Source organism: Sessilibacter sp. MAH3 (genome assembly GCF_054658275.1).
The window spans coordinates 18,135-40,100 of sequence record NZ_BAAGIE010000034.1 but is presented as its reverse complement, the minus strand read 5'-3'; the positions used below and the strand labels follow the sequence as shown (position 1 = coordinate 40,100).

Here is a 21,966-nt window from a genome sequence, read left to right as displayed (position 1 = left end):
TGTTGTTTCATGATCAAACCGTTTTATTTGCAGACGAGATATTATGGCAGATCTCGGAGGTTAATCAGAGGTTCCTATATATTCGAGGAAAAAGCACTAACGCGGTGAAATTTCAATTTTTATCATGGAGATATTTATCTAATATCTGCAAACTGATTATTCAAGTAAGCAATGATACTTTTTGATTCATACATCCATTCTTCTTTGCCGTCTTCGTGTTGTATGTGTAAACACGGCACTTGGATTTTTCCGCCGCCATTGAGTAATGATTCGCGGTGTGGCGATCCGTTAGTTACGCTGCGGGTTTCTATGGGTAGGTTTAATTTATACATGGCGCGGCGTGTTTTTACGCAAAACGGGCAGCCCAAAAAGTGATAGAGCTTCATGTTTTTGGTGGCGTTGTTTACTTGGTTTTGACCTTCTGTTGAGCGCTTAACTCGGCTCCAACGGGTAAGTAAATCCAGCCCAACTACCACCGCACCGGTGGCGTTACGTAGTACTTTTACGATCATTGTGTTCTCTGCCTAAGCTTTAAATGCGTCTATTTTACCGCCACTTTAAGTTAAAAGGCAGGGTTGACTTTCTATTAGTCTTACATTTATTTGTCTGCGAGATTAGATGATTGGTAAAAATCTCACCTAAGTTTGTGAAATAGAGATTTTATTCTCATTAATAGAAAAATTTATCTACTTCACCTTTTTTGACGCCTAAATCTATAGCTCCGATATTTTATTGAATCCAGAATCATCGTTTTGTTGTGTAAATGTATCTAAATCATCAAGAGTTGGAGATTTGCTATGAGCACGGAACCGGACGAGATTAAATCTGCTATAGATCGGCTCAAAAAAGCAAAAGTAAAAATCGACGCTAATCACAGTAAATCTAAAGCTAAAGAACCAAAGTCGTTCATTAGCGGCAAATTCGATGAGTTAGAGCTTAAACGCCAGCAAAAATATGGAGATGAGGATGACTAAATTGGTAGAAACCCCAAATGTAGCGAAATCTGTAGAAGAGGCAAAAAGTAGATTAAAAAAAGCCGATTTAACAAAAATTCAGTCCAATACCAAATCTGCAAAAAGTAAACGTGGTTACTAAACTTACTTATCGCGTATTTAATACATTAGAAATTTTGTTGCGCAAGAGAAAAGTCTTAATTCTGTACATAAAATAAAAACTCCAGTTAAATCAATAGCGATTTAACTGGAGTTCGTGATTGAAGAGAACGATTAATTCAAACGTTCAATCACGGTAGAAATACCTTGTCCCATGCCGATACACATGGTCGCTAAACCAAGGGTACCGTCTTGTTGATCAAGGGTATTTAACAAGGTTGTGGTGATGCGTGTACCAGAGCAACCTAATGGGTGACCTAGAGCGATGGCGCCGCCTTTTAAGTTCACTTTTTCTTCCATTTTATCGATGAGTTTAAGGCCTTTGAGTACCGATAAACCTTGCGCCGCGAAGGCTTCGTTTAATTCAACGTAATCAATATCGTCGATTTTCAGGCCCGCACGTTTTAGCGCTTTTTGCGTGGCAGGTACTGGGCCGTAACCCATGATGGATGGATCACAACCGGCAACGGCCATGCTCACGATACGCGCGCGCGGTTTTAGGCCTAGCTCTTGGGCTTTTGCCGCCGAGGTAATTAGCATTGCCGATGCACCGTCGGAGAACGCAGAGGAAGTACCCGCAGTTACGGTTCCCACTTTTGGAATAAATACGGGCTTTAGTCCGCTCAATGATTCTACGGTGGTTTCGGGTCGAATAACTTCGTCGTGTTCTAACAAACTTTTAAAGCCGTTATCGTCGTGACCTTCTACGGGAATAATTTCGTTATCCCAAAGACCGTTTAATTGTGCTTGATAGGCCAATTGATGAGAACGAGCACCAAACTCATCTTGCATCTCGCGGGAAATGCCGTTCATTTTACCGAGCATTTCTGCGGTTAGACCCATCATCATCGCGGCTTTAGCAACGTGTTTTGAGATTTCTGGGTTGATGTCTACGCCGTGCATGATGGATATATGACCCATGTGCTCAACGCCGCCGGCAATAAATACATCGCCGTTACCGGTCATGATGGCTTGTGCACAGGCGTGCAGTGCCGCCATGGATGAGCCGCACAATCTGTTGATGGTTTGCGCCGAAACCGTGTGTGGAATGCCCGCAAGTACGGCGGCATTACGGCCAATGTTAAAACCTTGTTCTTTGGTTTGGTTAACACAGCCCCACATAATGTCTTCGATATCGTTTACGTTTACCGAAGGATGGCGAGCTAACAAACCTTTCATAACGGCCGCAGACAGAGCTTCTGCACGCACATTTCTGAAAGAACCGTTTTTGGATTTACCCATTGGGGTACGAACGCCGTCGATAATCACGGCATCATTTGGATTTAACGTCATGTCTGTTCTCCTAACCGTGATATTTTTTGCCGTCGGCAGCCATTTGTTTCATGGTTTCAGTCGGTTGATACAAGGGACCAAGCGCCTGATATTTTTCGGTCATGGCAATAAAGTTATCGAGACCCATCTGATCAAGATAATGCAGGGCGCCGCCTCTGAATGGAGGGAAACCAATACCGTAGATCAAGCCCATATCGGCCTCGGCGGCACTGGCAACAATGTTGTCTTCTAAGCAGCGCACGGTTTCGATACACAACGGAATCATCATGCGTTCGATAATTTCTTCGTCGGTAAATTCACGAGCTTGCGTGACAACGCCATCTAGTAAGTTTGCCAATTCTTCATCAACCAACTTAGCTGGTTTGCCTTTGCGATCGATTTCGTACTTGTAGAAACCTTTGCCATTTTTCTGACCAAAACGCTCTAGCTTATACAAGCGATCAATCACGTTTTCGCCGTCGTGTTGCATGCGATCTGGGAAACCCGCCGCCATTACCGCATCGGCGTGATACGCGGTATCCATGCCGACAACGTCAAGCAAATAGGCGGGGCCCATTGGCCAGCCGAATTTTTCCATGACTTTATCGACTTGTTGGAAATTCGCGCCGTCGCTAATCAATTGGCTAAAGCCGCCAAAATACGGGAACAATACGCGGTTTACCAAGAACCCAGGACAATCGTTAACAACGATTGGGGTTTTACCCATGGCTTTTGCGTAGGCAACGGTTTTTGCGATGGTCGCTTCCGAGGTTTTTTCACCGCGAATCACCTCTACCAACGGCATCTTGTGTACCGGGTTAAAGAAGTGCATACCGCAGAAGTTTTCTGGTTTTTCTAGCGCAGTGGCAAGATCGGTGATTGAAATGGTTGAGGTGTTAGAGGTTAACACGGCGCCATCTTGCAGTTGTTGTTCAACTTCCGCCAATACGGACTTTTTCACTTTTGGATTTTCAACAACGGCTTCTACCACCAAATCAACACCGGCGAAGTCACCGTAACTTAGCGTTGGCGTAATGGAGTTTAAGACTTTCGCCATTTTTAAGCTGTCCATTTTGCCTCTGGAAACTAGCTTATCCAAAAGCTTGGTGGCTTCGCTCAAACCTAATTCAATAGCGCCTTGGTTGATGTCTTTCATGATAATCGGCGTGCCTTTAGACGCCGATTGATAGGCAATGCCACCGCCCATAATGCCTGCCCCCAATACCGCCGCTTGTTTAACTGGCTCGGCTTGGCGCTCGTACTGTTTGCTCACGCGTTTAACTTGTTGGTCTTTTAAGAACAAGCCGACCAAAGCCGCACACACGTCGGTTTTTGCCAATTTGGCAAAACCTTTGGCTTCGATCGCAACCGCTTTTTCGCGCGTTACGTTCACATGTTTTTGGATGCTTTTTAACGCTTCCATTGGCGCCGGATAATGCGGGCCTGCTTTTGCACCCACCAAACCTTTGGCGGTTTCAAAGGCCATCATTTGCTCAATTTGGTTAAGCTTAATGGGGCTTTGTTTTTCGGTGCGACGCGCTTGGTAATCAAATTTGCCAGCGGCGCAGTTTTTAATAAGATCAATGGCTGCAGCTTGAAGCTTATCACCACTAACGACCGAATCAACGGCGCCATCTTTTAAGGCATTGTCTGCACGTTTTTCATCACCAGCGCAAATCCATTCGTTGGCGTTATCAACACCAATCAAACGCGGTAAGCGTACAGTGCCACCCCAGCCGGGATAAATACCGAGTTTGACTTCCGGCAAACCCACTTTTGCCGTGTCACTCATGACTCGGAAATCGGTGGATAGCGCTAATTCAAAACCACCTCCCAAGCACAAACCATTAATAGCAGTAACGGTTGGACAAGGTAGGTCTTCGATAGCGTTAAAGATATCGTGAATTTTTAAGAGACCTTCGACGATTTCATCTTGCTCTACGGCAAACATCGCCATAAATTCGGTAATGTCGGCACCAACAATAAAGGTGTCTTTGCGGCTTGCGAAAATAACACCGGTTAATTTGTCTTGGCCTTTTAATAATTCGGTTACTTGACCAAGCTCGGCAAGTGTTGCCTGATCTAATTTATTAACCGAATCACTTTTGTGATCGATAACCACTTCGTAAATGCCGTCTTCTAACGCGTCTACGAAAACGGTTTTGCCTTCAAAAAGCATTGTTTGCCCCTTTTTAGTATGGGAACCCTGATGTTTATCAGAAGCTCTTGCGACACTGGTTGTTGCAGCGGAATTGTTAACGTCACCCGCGCAACACAAATTTGCAAAACTGCGCGTATGTGTTTAGCTCAGCCAATAAAAGCGTGGTTTTTTTTCGCTTTTACGGCTGAACAACATGGTTTGGCAATTACAACTTGCTTTCTAACTCTGGAATAACTTCAAACAAATCCGCCACCAAGCCGTAATCGGCTACCTGAAAAATCGGTGCTTCTTCGTCTTTGTTGATAGCGACAATAACTTTAGACTCTTTCATGCCCGCCAAATGCTGAATGGCGCCCGAAAGACCCACCGCAATGTATAAATCTGGCGCAACCATTTTGCCGGTTTGACCAACCTGCATATCGTTAGGTACAAAGCCCGCGTCAACGGCAGCGCGCGATGCACCTACTGCGGCGCCCATTTTGTCGGCCAATTTATACAGTAGCTCAAAGTTTTCGCCGCTGCCCATGCCACGACCGCCCGATACCACAATGCTGGCTGCGGTTAATTCTGGACGCTCGCTAACGGTTAATTGCTCACCCACAAACTTAGAGATTCCGGCATCACAACTCTCACCCACTGACACCACTTCCGCACTGCCACCTGTGGCACAACGATCAAATGCGGTCGCGCGTACAGTCATGACTTTTACGGCGTCTTCTGATTTTACGGTGGCGATAGCATTGCCCGCGTAGATTGGTCTTTTGAAGGTATCTGGCGCAACGACGGCGATCACTTCGGAGATTTGGTTCACATCTAACAATGCCGCAACACGTGGTAAAAAGTTTTTACCGGTGGTGGTGGCGCTGGCCAAAATGTGGGAATAATCACCGGCAAGGCTCACCACAAGCTGACCTAGGTTTTCGGCCAATTGATGCTCATAGACGCTGTTATCGGCCAACAATACTTTGCTGACACCAGCCAGCTGAGAAGCAGCGTCGGCAACGGCTTGGCATTGGCTGCCTGCCACCAACACATGAACATCGCCGCCGATTTCTGTGGCTGCGGTAACGGTGCTTAAGGTTGCGGATTTAAGTTCGTTGTTATCGTGTTCTGCGATTACTAAAGTTGTCATCATCGCTCCCCTTAAATCACTTTGGCTTCGTTACGAAGCTTATCGATTAACTCATCTACCGACGCCACTTTAATACCCGCTTGGCGAGTGGCTGGTAATTCAACGCTCACAAGGCTTAGTTTGCTGGCCACGGTGACACCGTAATCAGCAGGTGCTTTAACCTCTAGGGGTTTACGCTTGGCCTTCATAATATCGGGCAGTTTTGCGTAACGCGGTTCGTTCAGTCGTAAATCGGTAGTAACAATGGCGGGCATATCCAAAGCAACGGTTTGTAAGCCGCCATCGATTTCGCGGGTTACTATGACTTGCTCGCCTTCAACCTTCACTTCTGAAGCAAAGGTACCCTGCGGGCGATTCAACAGCGCCGCCAACATTTGGCCGGTTTGGTTGTTATCCGAATCGATGGCTTGTTTACCTAAAATCACCAAACCCGGTTGTTCTTGCTCAACCACCTTGGCTAAAAGCTTGGCGACCGACAGCGAATCTGGGCCGTCTTCGGCATCAATACGAATACCGCGATCAGCACCTAAGGCCATCGCAGCACGAATTTGTTCTTCACAGGATTTGCTGCCAACAGACACCACCACTACCTCTGAAGCCACACCGCTTTCTTTCAAACGCACAGCTTCTTCAACAGCGATCTCACAGAAGGGATTCATCGCCATTTTGACATTGGCGAGATCAACATCGGAATTATCCGCCTTGACGCGTACCTTCACGTTATAGTCAATCACACGCTTAATCGCGACCAGTACTTTCATAACTGCCTCATTGTTCTTGTTATTCTAAACACACACCCAAAACGGGTCTCTGGCTGTGTATAAATACTAGTATTTAGTCAGATTTCAACAATGACAAAATACAGCTGATTGACTAACAAAAACTATCAGAGACGCTTTAAGGCTTATAAACAAAAGGCTTTAGAGAGTTTTTTGACCGACAAAAAGAGTCACAAAGCTCTATTCAATAGCCATTTAGCCCCTCAGCTTTCGATAGCCATTCACCAAAAACCAACAAACTCGAACATTAATCAACAAAGCGTCACCCTTAATTTAGCGATAAATGATATAAAATACCGAAACACGTTGACGATTAAACATCACACCAAATCGATAAAAGGAGTAACAATCAATGAGTAAAGGCGCTATCGAACAAGCATTAGAAGCGTTTATCGCTGAAGCCAAAAAGACTGGTTTAGATATTGATGGTGTTGCAGTGAAAGCAAAAGCTGGAATTTTGGGTAACGATATATATTCATGGATATCGACAACTGAAAAGACTAAAGCAATAGATGCACTAGAAAAAGCTGTCTCTGAAATAACCAAGTTAAATATTTAATAAGCTTAGTCGCATCAACGTCATTTGGTACGCCGAATTTGTATTTTGATTATTGGCTAAATTCAGAAGCAAATGGCTTTATGTTTTTAGGTAACTATCCCGCATTTAAAATAGACTTTGAAACACAAACCTTGCTTTCAAAAGTTAAAATAAACGCGGCTAATTACGAACAACAAGTATGGCATTGGGACAATTTAACACTTATCCCAACTAAGCAATAAAAAACGTTATTTACGTTTTATTTATCTCGCACCCTTGCTAATAAAACTCATAAACGCTTGCTTCGCTTCAGCAGAAGAAAGGCGTTGATAAAATAAATCGCCTTCTTCATCGATAATGTCTTGCAGCTGTTTAAGGTAGGTTTTTTTAAGCAGTTGTTTAGACAGTTTTACGGATTCTTGCGGTAATTGCGCAACGTTTTGTGCACGGGTGCGAGCGGTATTAATTAGCTCATCATCGTTGCAAACGCTGTTTGCTAAGCCTTCGGTTACGGCTTCCGTTGCGGTAATTACGCTGCCTTCTACAAGCCATTGAAACGCTTTGCGGTGGCCAATTAAATTCGGCACTAATAGTGTTGAACCGGCTTCGGGCACTAAACCTAATTTCACAAACGGCATTTGTGCGCGCAGATTTTCGGCAACCAGCACTACATCACAATGCAGCATGATGGTGGTGCCAATACCGACGGCGTCACCATGTACAGCGGCAATAATGGGTTTTGGAAAACTCGCAAGGGTTTGAATAAAGCCAATAATGGTTTTTAAGGCGTGATTATTATCGCTGGTTGCAACGGCAATAAATTCGCCAATATCGTTACCGGAGCTAAAACTTAGGCCTTTGCCATACAATAAAACCGCAGAAATATCGGGATTTTCTTCGGCATCAATTAAAGCGCGCGTTAAAGTCTCGTACATGTCGAGTGTTAAGGCGTTTTTTTTGTCGGGACGATTTAAGACTAATTCTAATACAGAACCATTAAGTTCGATTTTTACCAGATCGGTGGCAACAGTTGCTGTCATTAGGATTCCTGCTTGGTGATTATATCTTCGGGTTGGTAATAGCTCGGCGCGTAATTTTTAATAACGTCACTTTTGGCCGCCCAGGTGTGACAGGTATTTAAAATATTCTCGACGCTACTTTCGCCTTCGTGCTCCATTCTTTTTGGCCATAAACATTGGAACGCTGTTGTCGCAACAACTGGAAGCAGCTCATTAACGTGGGTACAGCCGAGCATACCGCCGACCCGCTTACGCACTTCGCTAAACCAGCCGCCCCCAATGCGTGTGCCTTTTAATTTATCAAAGGCAGGAGCGATGTTTGGGCACATAAAAAACGGCGTGCTATCCATACTCACGTGTACATCTTTAATGAGCAGTGTTTCGTCCACGGTGATACGAATACTGATGTCGTGGTAGGCAACACCGGCGGGAATTAGACCCCGCTCGGGATGATCCATGTTATCGGTTTTCACGTCGGTCATGCGCGCGTCTATGTCCCAGAGGCCGTCGTCGCGCATATAACCTTGGCTGGTCACCGTGCGAGCGTGATCGGCTCGCCTCGGCGACGGTTTTGGCAATGGCATAAGGCTCTCCTAGGCGGCGTGGGAGCTAGAATCACGCAATTTACGACGCATAATTTTACCAACGTTGGTTTTTGGTAATTCGTCGGCAAACTCGATGATTTTTGGCACTTTGTAACGTGTTAAACGATCTTTACACCAGGTGCGAATGGCGCCCGACGATAGGCTCGAATTATTCGTTACAATAAAGGCTTTTACCGCTTCGCCGCTGTTGTTATCGGGTACGCCAATGACTGCACATTCGATAACTTCAGGATGCTGGCAAATAACGTCTTCAACTTCGTTGGGATACACATTAAAACCAGAGACAATAATCATGTCTTTGGCGCGATCAACAATGCGTAAATATCCTTCGTCGTCGAGCACGGCGATATCACCAGTAATAAAGTAACCATCTTCGGTGAACGCCGATTTTGTCTCTTTTTCTCGCTGCCAGTAACCGCGCATGACTTGCGGTCCTTTAACGCACAACTCACCGGCGGCTCCGTGTTCTACATCGTTGCCTTGTGGATCGATCAGACGCACGTCGGTATGAATCACAGCTTGGCCAATAGTGCCCAAGCGGGTTTTTCCGGGAACATTAAAGCTAACCGCAGGCGAAGTTTCGGTAAGGCCGTAGCCTTCCACAATTTGGCAACCGGTTACGCGCCGCCACAATTCTGCGGTGGACGGATTTAACGCCATGCCGCCGGAGGCGGTAAATTTAAGATGACTAAAATCGACGTCTTTGAATTTCTCGTTATTGCACAGCGCCACAAATAAGGTATTCAAACCAATAAAGGTGGTCATTTTCCGGCGCATCATTTCTTTTACAAATCCATCAATATCTTTTGGATTTGGAATTAATACACTGTGACCGCCTAAGAGCGAAACCAACTGCGCCACGGTAAAAGCATAAATATGGTACAAGGGTAACGGCGAGATCACCGTCTCTTGCCAGTTAACGCCTTTAACCTCAAGCCGTTCACGGGCTTGCAGCATATTGGAAATTAAATTCGCATGAGTTAACACCGCACCTTTAGAAACACCTGTGGTGCCACCGGTGTATTGCAATACAGCAACATCACCCGGATCGGTTTTAACCGGTGCTGGTTTTTCGCCGGAATATTTTGTCAGCGCCGATCTTAAATCGATGGCATTGGGTAAATGATATTCTGGCTCTAATTTTTTAAGGTATTTAACCGCCGCATTAATAACGGTGCGCTTCATCAAGCTGTGCAGGTCAGCGACCTGAGTAACAAACACCGTTTCGATGGCGGTTTTGGTCAGAATTTTTTCAGCATTGTGTGCCATGCTTTTGTGAATAATTAACGCTTTAGCGCCACTGTCCACAAATTGATGCTGCATTTCTGAAGCGGTGTATAACGGGTTGGTATTTACGGCAATTAATCCTGCTTTAAAAATACCGAATAAGACGATTGGATACTGAACCAAGTTAGGCAATTGAATCGCCACTCGATCACCCGGTTTTAAACGGGTTTCTTGCTGTAAGTAAACCGCAAAAGCCGATGATAATTTATCAAGCTCGGCGTAATCGATGGTTCTACCTAAGCTGGTAAATGCTGGTCGTTCACTGTAATGTCTTAGACAATAATCTAAAACATCGGGAAGCGTTTTAAATCCGTAAGGATTTATATCCGCGGGAATGGTCTTGGCGTCAGGCAGTTGCTGCACCATTGTTAGCCCCTCTTAATTATTATTATCGAGAAGAAAGTTATTCTCTTTTTTTAACTAAGCTACGTGCTTTAGTTTAACCACAAGCGATATTTAACCGCGAATAAAGATTTTGCTCACACATTTCTAGGCCCAAATGCGTGAGCAAAATTGGCTTAGGCTTCTGGGAATAATGCTGCGAGTTTAGTCGCCAACATAATGTCGCCGGATGCTTTAATTCTGCCAGTCATGAACGCTTGCATACCATCGGTTTCACCGGTCATGACTTCGTTTAAGGTGACTGAATCCATAGACAAGGTTACGGTTGGATCGTCAGACTCACCTTCGGCAAAAGCACAGTCGCCGTTTTCGATGGTTACAAACCACGGTGTGCCGTCGGTGATGTCGTATTGGAATACTGCTTCCATGTTTGCAGCTGCACTTGGATTGAAGCGGTTTTTCATTTCTGCAAACAATGCGTTTAAATCGGTCATTACTGGTACCTGTTTATTGTCTTTCTCTCTGAGTTCTTGCCGGGGCTTGCGCCGTGATTTGGCCGATGCGCTAATCAGTGCAAAGCCGAGTTTTACGGCGCCCCGTATTAACGCACGAGCCGGAGGAGAACTCAGTATTTGTTGTTTGATCGTTCTCTTAGTTTTCATTAAAAAACAAAGTGCTCGGCGTCTAAATCCATAAGACTCTCGCAACCGGAGGTCATGGTTGCCACCAGTGAACGAGTGCGTGGCAAAATGCGCGCGAAGTAGAACTCTGCCGTTTTAATTTTAGCTCGGTAGAAATCTTCTTCATTGGTACCTGCGGCAATTTTTTCTTGGGCTTCTTTGGCCATTAAAGCCCACAAGTAACCCAATACGGCATAACCCGAGTACATTAAGTAATCAACGCTGGCAGCACCGACTTCGTCGCGGTTTTGCATGGCTTTCATACCAATTTGCATGGTGATGTCGCCCCACTCTTTGTTGATTTCAACCAGCGGTTTAACAAATTTCGCCATGGCTTGGGTGTCGGCTTCGGCTTGGCAGAATTTGTGAACAATCTTGGTAAAGCGTTTTAGCGCTTCGCCTTGGGTCATCAGTACTTTACGACCTAACAAATCCAGTGCTTGGATTTGCGTGGTGCCTTCGTACAACATAGAGATACGACTGTCGCGAACGTTCTGCTCCATGCCCCATTCTGCAATATAGCCATGGCCACCAAAGATTTGTAAACCGTGGTTGGCGGATTCGAAACCCACTTCGGTTAAGAATGCTTTGGCGATAGGCGTTAAGAAGGCTAACAGACCGTCGGCGTATTCTTTTTCTTCACCGTCACTAACTTTGACTTTATCCACAAGCTGGGCGCAGTAATAAATCATGGCTCGACCACCTTCGGCGAAGGCTTTTTGGGTCAGTAACATTTTGCGCACTTCTGGGTGAACAATAATCGGATCGGCAGGCTTATCGGGTTCGGCCGGGCCATTGAGAGCGCGCATTTGTAGGCGGTCTTTGGCATACACTAAAGAGTTTTGGAAACCCCACTCGGCGTGAGCCAAACCCTGTAATGCCGTACCCAAGCGCGCGGTATTCATAAAGGTGAACATGCAGTTCAAGCCTTTATTTGGCGGGCCAATCAAAAAGCCTGTGGCATCGTCAAAATTCATCACACAGGTTGCATTGCCGTGAATACCCATCTTGTGTTCGATAGAACCACAGCTTACACCGTTGGATTCACTCAAGGATTCTGGCAAATGCTTAGGCACAATAAATAGAGAAATACCTTTGGTACCGGCGGGCGCATCGGGCAGACGTGCCAGTACAATGTGCACAATGTTTTCAGCCATGTCGTGTTCGCCGGCTGAAATAAAGATTTTGGTGCCGCTGATTTTGTAGCTGCCGTCGGCTTGTGGCTCGGCTTTGGTTCTGAGCATACCCAAGTCGGTACCACAGTGCGGCTCGGTCAAACACATGGTGCCGGTCCAAGAACCTTCTACCAGTTTGGTTAGATAGGTTTGCTTTTGCTCTTCGGTTCCGTGGGCATCCAACGTGTTCATGGCACCATGGCTTAGGCCTGGATACATACTCCAAGACCAGTTGGCAGTGCCAACCATTTCATTAATAACCAAGCCTAAGGATTCCGGCAGACCTTGGCCGCCGTATTCAACTTCGTGCGCAAGTGATGGCCAGCCGCCTTCAACAAATTGTTGATACGCCTCTTTAAATCCAGCTGGAGTTGTGACTTTACCATCCGCCCAAGTACAGCCTTGTTGATCGCCGATTTGGTTTAGCGGTGACAAGACTTTCTCAGCGAATTTTGCACCTTCTTCCATAATCGCCGAAACCATATCCGGCGTTGCGTCTTCGTAACCAGGCAGGCTTTGGTAATGTTGTTCTGCTTTAAGTACTTCGTTGAGTACAAAGTCCATATCGCGCAGCGGCGCTTTGTATTCGGGCATAACCAACATCCTCGTGTTTCATTTTTATTGTTATGAACTGCTCAGCGCCGATTTTTAAATACTTGATCGGCATTATCAGCATTGGGTTCTTTGTGGAAATAAGCTTCGGCTAAACGCCTTTTTTATCCAATGACAAAAGTCACCAGTTTTAGTGACAATTGTTTTCACATTGAAAAAAAATCGGTGGTTTTTCGAAAAGCACCTATGGATAGTGCCCTGCAAAGGGTTTGGATTCTGGCAAAATTCGCCAAACAAACAACAAAATCGGTCAGGCGTATTAAAAACCATCACCGACTAGAAATTTGGGCATAAAAAAACCGGTGGTATTTCTACCACCGGTTTTCGTGTCACTGGGGTTCAGCAGTTTTAATTAATAAAACTTTTTGAAGTACGGGAAGTGACCGTAGTGTTGTTTCTTTTTGATGGCTTTTACCGCAGCTGGAGCATTTACAAAACCAAAACCTGAGTCAAAGTCGAAGCCTTCTGGACCAACTTCGTCAAAGACTTGAACGGTAGCGCCAGTACCCAGTGAGGCACGAATGGTCATGTCATCAGCGGTTTCACGCATTACATGGTAAATGTCTTGTGGATCAGGACGATCACAACGGCCTAACAAGAAACCTTGCTCTAAACGTTGATCAACCTTCTCTTCACGCACACGGAAGCTAACACCGTATTTACGCTCACCAAACAATGGACGACACATGTTGTACAACACTTCACCATTTGGACGAGTGGTTAAAATTGGCGCAGTTACCGCTGCTAACATTTGTACCGCTACCGCAGAAGCACTCGGTGCTGCCGCTGAGGTACCAAAGAAGTTCGGGAATTCTTCTGCTTCACCGGTAACGAATTCGCCATCGCTGTCGTCGTCATCACGGCTGGTATCAGAGAAGAAGAACGAGGTGTTAGCACCGTCTGGCGCGGTTAAACCTGGCTTAAAGCGGATTTCTGGCGCAGGTAAACGGTTACCAGCAACATCGAAGAAGATGGGTGTACCACCTGCTGATGAGAAATCGTTTAAGCATGCAGGAACACACTCAGGCTCACCGGCACCCGCACGTAGCGTATTGGTGTTGGCATCGCCAATAAACTCTTCGGTGAAGAAGAACGCTGCCGCAGCGACACCTTCAGCACCGGCTGCGTTGTTGTGACCAAAACCTGAAGCCGCATCAACTGGGTACTCAGACTCAACGATAGCACCGCCGGTAAGTACGTATTTTACGAATCCAGGTGCATCACCGGTTTCAGCCAAGAAACCAAGCTGCACGGTAGAACCGCCAACAAAGTCTACCAGAGAAACGAATTCGATCGCGTCGCCACCGGCTCCGCCATCAATTGGGTTGCCGCCACCGTCGGTAAACTGGAATTGACACAATGGCGGGAAGAAACCGTTTTCTGCTTGGAAAACAAAACAGTCGGGTACACGTACGCCATTTTCGTCGAACATAACGACGTCAACGTCGTTTTGAGCACCAACACCGCCAGCAGAAAGACTTGGGCTATCCCATTGGAAGGTCATGTTAGTTTGTAAAGCGCCGCCAAAAGTGATGGTTTTAAGTAAATCAACACCTTCACCTGGATCGAAGTCGTGCCATACGCCTTCAACGCCATCGATGGTTGCGGTGGTTGCGCGGTATTCGGTCTCGAAGGCATCGCGAGCACGGTTACCGTTGGATGAGTAATAAGGCACACCCAAACGTGCAACTTCGTCTGCGGCTTGCGCGATGATACCGTCTTGGAACATTGGCTCGGTGAAGTAAATTACGTCATCAACAATAACGTCAGCACCGGCACGTGCTAGCTCAACAATACCTTCTGCAAAGCTTGCTTGGCCATTAAACGCGGTGTGGAAAAGGATGTTTACGCCAGGAACGGCATCAACAATCAATTGCGCCATTGCACGACCTTCATCGGTACAGCCAGAAGGATCGCCGATTGGTTCTAGGTTACGGAAGGTTGCAGGTAGATCACCATTAGCAACGTCTTCGTCCGGCGTAGTGTACAATCCGCCCGCCAAAGAACCGGGGTTACAGTCGAAGCTGTCTGAAAGCACACCAACGGTAAAGCCTTCGCCACTTAAACCAGCAAGTGCACGATTGATATCGGTACCCATTGAACGGTCACCCTGTTGAGTAACCACACCAACATTAGTTTCCATAAACGCGGGTTTTGCAAAGGCAAGAGTATCGCTTAACGCCATGTCACCAAGGCTGCTGGCCGGCACTTGCGCCGATACAACTCGACCGTAGCTAGAAATATTGCGAGCGCCTACTTTTTCTAACATGGCGACTAATTTTGCAGTCTCACCCGAGGCAACAGCATCGACTAAAACATAACCGTCAGCGGTTACTTCCGCTAAGACCATTTCGTTGTCTTTAGGACCCATTAAACCCATGGCCTTGCCACTGGTTTTCGCTGAGTTTGCAGAGACCTGCATTAAGGCACTGCCCAATTTCTTCAGCTGACCCGGCGCACTTGCCTGATCGGCAAATGCCATATTGCTTTGCACAGCAAGTAATACCGCGGCTCCTACGGTAATTTTAGCTGTCGATTTTAGTATCTTCCGCATGACTATCCCCTTTGTTATTCGTCAACGAAATATTAAAGAAAGAATTCTTTGAGTTGAATATATAGGAACCTCTGAGTAACCCCAAGATCACTCGGGCCAAGGGTTTTTTCTGATTAAGGCGCGCTTTTGGAGGTCTAACAGATTAAATCGAAAAAGCACAACGCAGAGCAGGAAAAAACTGGCAGGTCCCGTGGGGTGAGATCACGCTGAGTAATTTTGGGGTTACTCAGAGGTTCCTACATTCCAACTAACGACGTTTAGAGTACTTGTGTTCGCAACGTATAAAATAGCGAAATTTAAAATTAATTTTTTATAAATCCAAAAAAATTGAGCTATGACCTCATGTATTGATATTCACTGATTTTTGAGCGTCAAAATGGGATACATTTGTTAGAAACTAATACTTAAGTTCATTCTTTAAAATCTAAGCATTAAATAAAAACCGAAGGCAATCACCACAAATACAGATTATAAAAAAGCGCAGATTTGCAGATCACTGAAATTTATCTACAAATCTGTTTTTTAAAGAGTATTCAAAATGGAATTTTAGAGGGGCGAATAAGCACATTTATTCTTCAAACATGCTCTTCAATAATAACTTTTTAGGAGCTTACCTTTAGATCAAAAACTCTAGAAATCTCTTTTCGATTCCTGCTCTAGAAAATAACCGACGGTAATTCTTCAAATCCGGGCTTGGCAAATAAATAACCTTGCATCAGCACAATACCAGCTTCGGCTAACCAATTAAGTTCGCCTTCTGTCTCAACACCTTCGGCCAAAATTGAAATATTTAATTCATTCATCATATGAATGCAATTTTTTAAAATAATTTGTCTGACCTTGTCCTTTTGTACTGATCGAATCAGTCCCATATCGATTTTAATGAAATCGGTTTGAAAGTTTGCCAACTGCCCTAAACCGGAATAACCCGCACCAAAATCATCAACTGCGGTTTTGAATCCTAGAGAGTTATAATATTCGACCACACGTCTAACGTGTTCGGCGTCTTCTATTTTTTCAACCTCGGTGAACTCAAACAAAATATTTTCGATAGGGAATTTATATTTCTTCGCAGCTTCTAGTGTGGTTCGAATACAACGATCGGGCTGATAAATCGCTTTTGGCAGAAAGTTGATGCTCAATATGGATTGCAATTTCAGCCGTGACGCTAGGCTAATAGCCTTAATGCGACACTGCTGATCGAAGGCGTAGCGATTATGTTCGTTTACTTGAGAGATAATGGAATAGGCCGATTCATTATTTAAGCCGCGCACTAGAGCTTCGTAGCCAAAAATTTCTTTATTACGTAAGTTAACAATCGGTTGAAATGCCATTGTAAAATCAAAATCTAAACCCGATTCGTCTCGGCATCGACCGCATCTAACAAGGTCGCTTTCTTTATATGTAGAATCCATAATATAACTCATACCAAACCCAACAAACCTTGTATGAGTAAAGCGTATTTAATCGCAATTTCCAATGTGATCAAGATTTACCAGAAAATCACTCAAACGTTAATTAACCTAATTACACCAGCGATACGCGATCTATCGCTAACGTCGGCAGCTGATTAAATTCTCGATACCAAAATCACTGATTTTCATACAGAAAACCCCGTGTTAATTAGCGTTTCTTTGATGATAAATTTTATGCTTTACTGAATCATTGTTTGGGTAGCCAAATATTTTCGTATATAAATCACCTAAATCCATTGTTTTCGCTATAAATTAACGGCCCGTAATTGACGATAATGAGTCGAACAATCGGTGCCTCAAATACCAACAAGATTCGTCTCTGCTGGTAATGATACAGGCGCGCTATTTGGTTACTTCGCCAAGATACGCCGATTGGCGCTCAAACCATGTCTAGACCAATGGATTATTCTTTCATTAGGTTGAGTACAGCCATCAACAGTGTATTCAATACAGCCACCAGAAGAGATAATTAATCCATTAACCCTAGAGAACCGACAACTTATTTACGATTTTTCTGAGTCTTTCGTGCAACATCTTTAGCACTGCAAATTATTCAAGCACAAGCAACACTATTTAATTTACTCGTTTATTGATCGCTATTATTTAATCACTTGGATGACCATCTGTTTAATTACTCAGCAACTGTAAGTCGTGCCGGTTTCCCGTCTTTTGATCACTGAATTACTATGGTGTTATGATGACTGCACTGTGAATTGACGCCGTTGCAAGGTTTTCAAGGAAGCAAATAACATGCAGCTGTTGAGGAAGGCATGGAAATTCGAAAAATAGATGACCAAACTTCTCTACAAATAAAATATTGTCGTTTTATTTGTATTTTTTTTATGTGCATTGTGCACATCCCACCGGGTTTGGGTGCTGTTGATAGCATGCCAAGCTATCTTCAGGCCATTAATGTATTCCTAGCCGATATTCTTGGTCGCGCCAGTGTTACAGCCTTGAGTTTTATCAGCGGCTTTTTAATTGTTCACAATTACGCCAACAATGACAACTCCAACTATCAAAAATGGCTTAATGTTGTCGTTAATCGACTTAAATCACTGATCGTTCCTATGGTATTTTGGAACGGCGCCATTATCGTTATTGGCTTTGGTATTCTAGCGGCAACGGGTGTATCTATTCAGGTCATTGACGATTTAGAAGGATTGGATGCATTTCAGATTGTATTTTTAAGACTCTTGGGCTTCTTTAATGGATCATCGTCCGAAAGCCTAAACTTCCTTCACGATATTTTCGCTTGTGCCTTTCTATCACCCATTTTAATTTGGTTAGCCAAACGCATTTCTTGGTTATTGGTTGTTTTATTGCTGTTAATTGATAACACAATCACCTTTCAACCCGTCGTAACGCGGGGCATTATTTTGGTATTTTTTGGTTTAGGCATTGTTTATTGCTATCGCTTTAATGATTTTAAACCTATTCACAACATCAAATGGTTAACACTTGCTCTCAGTGTCGCAGTGCTTGTTAGAGAATATTGGCTAGCCTTTAACGGCGTCGATATTTTTGATGTTCCCGGTTATCAAACCATTAAACGTTTTGCCGTAAGTGCTGTGGCAATCTATGCAGCCTATTTGTTGACACAAACACGCTTTAACCATTGGATTGGTAAACTCGATAAATCCACCTACTTTATCTTTTTAGCGCACAACGTCTTCTTTATTTTAACCTGGGGCGCTTGGCAGCTCTTTTTTGGTAAAGATCTCGAATTTCCTTACATCGTCTACTTTTTTATTGTAACTCCTGCTTGGTTTGTTATTGCAATTTTAAGTCACCAGATCATTGCTTATCTGCCCGCTTTTTTGCAGATTCTGATTACAGGAAAACCCAGAAATTCAGTTAAGAAGCACGTTATAGAATCCATAAAAAAACCGGCATAAGCCGGTTTTTTTTATTCACGAATCTTTTATCTTCTTCAGTTTATTTTCAGGTCTCGCATCGGACGAATCTCTTGTCTGATGACTCGTCGTCAGCTACTACAACCCTATTGACCGCGTTTTATTATGCAGCACTGGTCTGGGCAACGTCGATTTGGTCGTTAACTGCATCGTCACGAGTATCTTGACGCTTGTTTTCAATGGCGGGTTGGACACCATTAATTGCAATACTTCTTGGTTTCATGGCTTCTGGAATTTCACGCAGCAAGTTAATGGTTAGCAAACCGTTAGATAAATCGGCTTCTTTTACTTCTACGTGATCGGCCAAATTAAATTTTCTTTCGAAAGATCGACTTGCAATACCTTGATGCAAGAATCGTCTTTCTTCTGACGACGCTTTTTTACCGCGTACCGTCAAGATTCCTCGGTCGACATTAATGTCGAGTTCGTCTTGTGCAAAACCTGCAACCGATAAGGTAATGGCGTATTTATTTTCGCCGAGCACTTCAATATTGTAGGGCGGATAACTCACATTAACACTGTCGGTACGCATCGCGTTATTTAATAAAGACGCTAGATGATCAAAACCAACGCTGTTACGGTAAAGTGGGCTTAAGTCGATAGATTTCATTACATATTCTCCTTGGAAGCAATACGATTTAATTTCGAGAACACTCTTAGAGTCGATCTCTTAATAAATAATTTGAGGATGATTTTCGGGATTTCAAGTTTCTTTTTTTAAGGTTTTTAAAATTTCTTTAAAAAACTTTTAAAAACTTCTTTTCAAAAAAATTAAAATCCAAGTTAATTAACGATTAAATTAACATTGCGAAAAAGCATTTAGCATTACATTGGGTAAGACACTTTTGAAAACTTTCTTTAAAGATTATCTTCTCTGCGTCTTACGATAGGAGCCTCTGATTAACCTCAAAATTACTCAGCGTGGACTCAAGCGTGCAGTTGCCCGCCGACGTTTGCAATTAATGGCCGTAGTCCTTAATAAAAACGGCAACACCGCAAATGTGCACTTGAGGCCTCGTCCTTCGGAGCCTGCCAGTTTTTTCTTGCTCCACGTTGTGCTTTTTCGATTTAACCCGCTAGACCTTCAAAACCACGCCTTGATCAGAAAAAAACTGATTGGTCTGAGTGATCTTGAGGTTAATCAGAGGCTCCTAGAGATATGCGTTCGTGTTGGAAAACTTCAAGGGTAAAAAATAAATTTTTTAACTGTCGAAAATAACAAGGGTTAAATTAATTGTAGGGCGCGCTGGATTAGACAGGAATAAAATTAGCTAAAAATAAAAAGGCAGGTTTAGGAAACTCTGATTAACCTAGAGTTTTTCGCAACACACGGACGTGTCGCCAACTTCAAGAATTGTAAGCGATTGAAATTGTGAAGAAATTGGAAATAGCATTGTCAATTTCTATCCTCTGATTAAATCATGGCTGAGTTAATCAGAGGTTCCTACAGCTTTAGGATTTTGTTAATACTGTTCAAAAATCTAAATCGCCACGCAATAATTGAATTTAATTTTGTGGCAAATCAATATGGGCGTGAAATAAAAAACTTCAAGCATTAAACACAAAGTTTTTTGTGCAACATTAATTTATTTCAACTGTATCACCTAGGCGAACAAATCCGTCGTTAATAACCTTACAGCAAACGCCCCCACGCCAATCGGGTTTTAACGCTGCTTGTAGGCCGTCGAGTTGTTCGTCCATTCGAAAACACGGGTCGGTTTCAATCATGACTTCTAGCACCAACTCACCAATGGTAATTTTTTTACCAACGTCTTGTTCACTGAAATCAAAACCGTCAATCAACAAGTTAGCACGGCGAATCGTCCAGGGCTGTGTTTCGCTGCTAACCTCTGCACAAGCTGTTTCCCAAGCTTGCTTGCTAAGCACCGTAACTTGGCGACGACTGGGTTTGCCTCGGGAATCACCTTGCACACCGGATTGTTGAGTAATCCAGCTTTCTGGCAGCGTTTCCATGGCTGCGCGCTTTTCTGCTCGACGAGCGATACCAATCAAAGCGGCTGTTCGTTGTGAGGTAGAATGAGAGTCTGCTGGTAACATATTGAATTCTTTATGGTTATTGTTGCAAAAAGCCCCGTTGAGCTTTCACCAAACATCAACAGGGCTGATTATGTCTTCTGATTAAATCATGGATGAGTTAATCAGAGGTTCCTAACGTTTATGAAGTGTCTTATCAAGAACACCATTATGCCACGGCTCGATTTGCAACAACCATTGCCCAAAATTATCGAGCCGACTCAACTTTAAACTCAACACGAATATTGGCGCGGTAGGTTACCTCGTCAAAACTGCTGGCCTGTTGGCTAACAGGTGAACTCGCAAACGCTTCAGCAGCATAACTATCGTTACTTTTTTCTCGACGTTGCACCACAACCTCTTCTATCTCAAACGCGCCACGGGTGGCAGCAAATTGAATGGGTTGATCGTAAAAGGCAACCGGTGTGAGTTTTACACCGAGCTTGCTTTCGTAGACCTTTTGTTCGGCCAGAATTTTATTTAAGGCTTCTTCTTTTACCTTTTTCTCAAACTCTTCTTTGGCGGAGTGTTTAAACTCGGTGCCGCCCAAGATAATTTCTTCATGCTCATCGGCAAGCTTGGCGACGGTTTTAAGTTGTTCTTCGGTGGTGATTTTAATGGCCACGCGGTTTACCACCTCAAAGCTGCTCGGCTTTTTGCCAAACCAGCCGTATTGCGGCGAGCTGGAAAACTTAGAATTGTTGATGTCTTCAACCTTAATGCCGCTTTTTAACAAGGTAGCTCGAATAGAATCACGCAAAGCTGCGTTCTTTTCGATGGATTGCGCCAAGGCTTTTTCTTCGGTGGTTACGACCAAACTCAGGGTCGCCTCGTCGGAATACGCGGTTTCTTCGGCACTGGCCGATAGGCTGATGATGTTTTCTCGGGGATGCAAAAAGTTACGCAGTTCTTCTGGCGAGCCTTTTAGCTCGGTTTGCGCTTGCGCTATGGGTGCCGCCCACACGGGTGATGCAAGGCTTGCCGCCAACAACAAGCCCATAACAGGTCGATTTACCATCAAGTTTCTCATAAATGAATGCTCTCTTTCTTAAATGACCGGAATCTCATCGTTAAGAAAACGGCCGTATTGGTAAAAATGATCGCCTCTTAGATGCCTTTATGGGTGTTTTACGCCATTAAGAAATGTTTGTTCGCTCAAAAACCCTTCTTTTTTGCACATTTTTACCCAACAAAAACTATTAGCATAAAAACTTCAATAGCAATCAGCAATAATAATGAAGTTCTTGTTTTTACTGGCTTTTCTGGTGGGTAC

At 44.2% G+C, this 21,966-nt stretch carries 19 protein-coding genes; 4 read left to right on the top strand and 15 right to left on the bottom strand.

The annotated features are described in order from the left end of the window. Window positions 1-134: 134 nt before the first annotated feature. Window positions 135-512 (bottom strand): glutathione S-transferase N-terminal domain-containing protein, encoded by a 378-nt coding sequence (locus tag ACYQ2C_RS16440; RefSeq protein WP_460104226.1) that lies wholly within the window; start codon window positions 510-512, stop codon window positions 135-137. A 285-nt stretch (window positions 513-797) separates the two neighbouring features. Between ACYQ2C_RS16440 and ACYQ2C_RS16435 the strand changes: the two genes are divergently transcribed. Together ACYQ2C_RS16435 and ACYQ2C_RS16430 are read left to right on the top strand one after the other, a co-directional pair. Beyond that, window positions 798-974 carry a hypothetical protein gene (locus ACYQ2C_RS16435; protein WP_460104223.1) on the top strand — a complete coding sequence of 59 codons (177 nt, stop codon included), beginning with the start codon at window positions 798-800 and terminating at the stop codon, window positions 972-974. Beyond that, window positions 967-1,095 (top strand): hypothetical protein, encoded by a 129-nt coding sequence (locus ACYQ2C_RS16430; protein WP_460051891.1) that lies wholly within the window; start codon window positions 967-969, stop codon window positions 1,093-1,095. The genes ACYQ2C_RS16435 and ACYQ2C_RS16430 overlap by 8 nt, the downstream gene beginning before the upstream one ends. Window positions 1,096-1,226: 131 nt before the next feature. On the opposite strand, the gene fadA is transcribed toward ACYQ2C_RS16430, so the two are convergent. The 4 genes from fadA to ACYQ2C_RS16410 form a co-directional block, all read right to left on the bottom strand. Beyond that, window positions 1,227-2,405 (bottom strand): acetyl-CoA C-acyltransferase FadA, encoded by a 1,179-nt coding sequence (gene fadA, locus ACYQ2C_RS16425; protein ID WP_460104221.1) that lies wholly within the window; start codon window positions 2,403-2,405, stop codon window positions 1,227-1,229. 10 nt (window positions 2,406-2,415) lie between these two features. Continuing rightward, window positions 2,416-4,563 (bottom strand): fatty acid oxidation complex subunit alpha FadB, encoded by a 2,148-nt coding sequence (gene fadB, locus ACYQ2C_RS16420; RefSeq protein WP_460104220.1) that lies wholly within the window; start codon window positions 4,561-4,563, stop codon window positions 2,416-2,418. 187 nt (window positions 4,564-4,750) lie between these two features. Then, window positions 4,751-5,677 (bottom strand): electron transfer flavoprotein subunit alpha/FixB family protein, encoded by a 927-nt coding sequence (locus ACYQ2C_RS16415; RefSeq protein WP_460104218.1) that lies wholly within the window; start codon window positions 5,675-5,677, stop codon window positions 4,751-4,753. Window positions 5,678-5,688: 11 nt separating this feature from the next. Beyond that, window positions 5,689-6,438, bottom strand: coding sequence for an electron transfer flavoprotein subunit beta/FixA family protein (locus tag ACYQ2C_RS16410; protein WP_460104216.1), 750 nt, complete (start codon window positions 6,436-6,438; stop codon window positions 5,689-5,691). 370 nt (window positions 6,439-6,808) lie between these two features. Between ACYQ2C_RS16410 and ACYQ2C_RS16405 the strand changes: the two genes are divergently transcribed. Continuing rightward, on the top strand, window positions 6,809-7,015 hold the full coding sequence (locus ACYQ2C_RS16405) for a hypothetical protein (protein WP_460104215.1): 207 nt from the start codon (window positions 6,809-6,811) through the stop codon (window positions 7,013-7,015). A 242-nt stretch (window positions 7,016-7,257) separates the two neighbouring features. On the opposite strand, the gene ACYQ2C_RS16400 is transcribed toward ACYQ2C_RS16405, so the two are convergent. The 7 genes from ACYQ2C_RS16400 to ACYQ2C_RS16370 form a co-directional block, all read right to left on the bottom strand. Further along, a complete protein-coding gene (locus ACYQ2C_RS16400; RefSeq protein ID WP_460104214.1) occupies window positions 7,258-8,034 on the bottom strand; it encodes an enoyl-CoA hydratase/isomerase family protein in 777 nt (258 codons plus the stop codon). Further along, window positions 8,034-8,597 (bottom strand): DUF2889 domain-containing protein, encoded by a 564-nt coding sequence (locus ACYQ2C_RS16395; protein ID WP_460104213.1) that lies wholly within the window; start codon window positions 8,595-8,597, stop codon window positions 8,034-8,036. Before ACYQ2C_RS16395 ends, ACYQ2C_RS16400 begins: the two co-directional genes overlap by 1 nt. Window positions 8,598-8,606: 9 nt before the next feature. Then, window positions 8,607-10,271 carry an AMP-binding protein gene (locus ACYQ2C_RS16390; RefSeq protein ID WP_460104212.1) on the bottom strand — a complete coding sequence of 555 codons (1,665 nt, stop codon included), beginning with the start codon at window positions 10,269-10,271 and terminating at the stop codon, window positions 8,607-8,609. Between the two features lie 152 nt (window positions 10,272-10,423). Next, window positions 10,424-10,909 (bottom strand): SCP2 sterol-binding domain-containing protein, encoded by a 486-nt coding sequence (locus ACYQ2C_RS16385; RefSeq protein ID WP_460104210.1) that lies wholly within the window; start codon window positions 10,907-10,909, stop codon window positions 10,424-10,426. Then, entirely contained in the window at window positions 10,909-12,696 is a 1,788-nt protein-coding gene (locus tag ACYQ2C_RS16380; RefSeq protein ID WP_460104208.1) for an acyl-CoA dehydrogenase C-terminal domain-containing protein, read from the bottom strand. Before ACYQ2C_RS16380 ends, ACYQ2C_RS16385 begins: the two co-directional genes overlap by 1 nt. A gap of 370 nt (window positions 12,697-13,066) precedes the next feature. Next, entirely contained in the window at window positions 13,067-15,268 is a 2,202-nt protein-coding gene (locus ACYQ2C_RS16375) for a S8/S53 family peptidase (protein ID WP_460104206.1), read from the bottom strand. Window positions 15,269-15,924: 656 nt separating this feature from the next. Continuing rightward, the gene (locus tag ACYQ2C_RS16370) at window positions 15,925-16,683 is read right to left on the bottom strand and encodes an EAL domain-containing protein (RefSeq protein WP_460104204.1); all 759 of its coding nucleotides are present in this window, start codon (window positions 16,681-16,683) and stop codon (window positions 15,925-15,927) included. An 830-nt stretch (window positions 16,684-17,513) separates the two neighbouring features. On the opposite strand from ACYQ2C_RS16370, the gene ACYQ2C_RS16365 reads away from it, so the two are divergent. Next, window positions 17,514-18,641 (top strand): acyltransferase family protein, encoded by a 1,128-nt coding sequence (locus tag ACYQ2C_RS16365; RefSeq protein ID WP_460104201.1) that lies wholly within the window; start codon window positions 17,514-17,516, stop codon window positions 18,639-18,641. A 121-nt stretch (window positions 18,642-18,762) separates the two neighbouring features. Here ACYQ2C_RS16365 and ACYQ2C_RS16360 read toward each other — a convergent pair whose 3' ends face one another. The 3 genes from ACYQ2C_RS16360 to ACYQ2C_RS16350 all read right to left on the bottom strand — a co-directional run bounded on the left by ACYQ2C_RS16360 (window position 18,763) and on the right by ACYQ2C_RS16350 (window position 21,711). After that, the gene (locus tag ACYQ2C_RS16360; RefSeq protein ID WP_460104199.1) at window positions 18,763-19,269 is read right to left on the bottom strand and encodes an Hsp20 family protein; all 507 of its coding nucleotides are present in this window, start codon (window positions 19,267-19,269) and stop codon (window positions 18,763-18,765) included. Between the two features lie 971 nt (window positions 19,270-20,240). Then, window positions 20,241-20,717 carry an MOSC domain-containing protein gene (locus tag ACYQ2C_RS16355; RefSeq protein WP_460104197.1) on the bottom strand — a complete coding sequence of 159 codons (477 nt, stop codon included), beginning with the start codon at window positions 20,715-20,717 and terminating at the stop codon, window positions 20,241-20,243. 184 nt (window positions 20,718-20,901) lie between these two features. Further along, the gene (locus tag ACYQ2C_RS16350) at window positions 20,902-21,711 is read right to left on the bottom strand and encodes an SIMPL domain-containing protein (protein WP_460104195.1); all 810 of its coding nucleotides are present in this window, start codon (window positions 21,709-21,711) and stop codon (window positions 20,902-20,904) included. Window positions 21,712-21,966 lie beyond the last annotated feature (255 nt).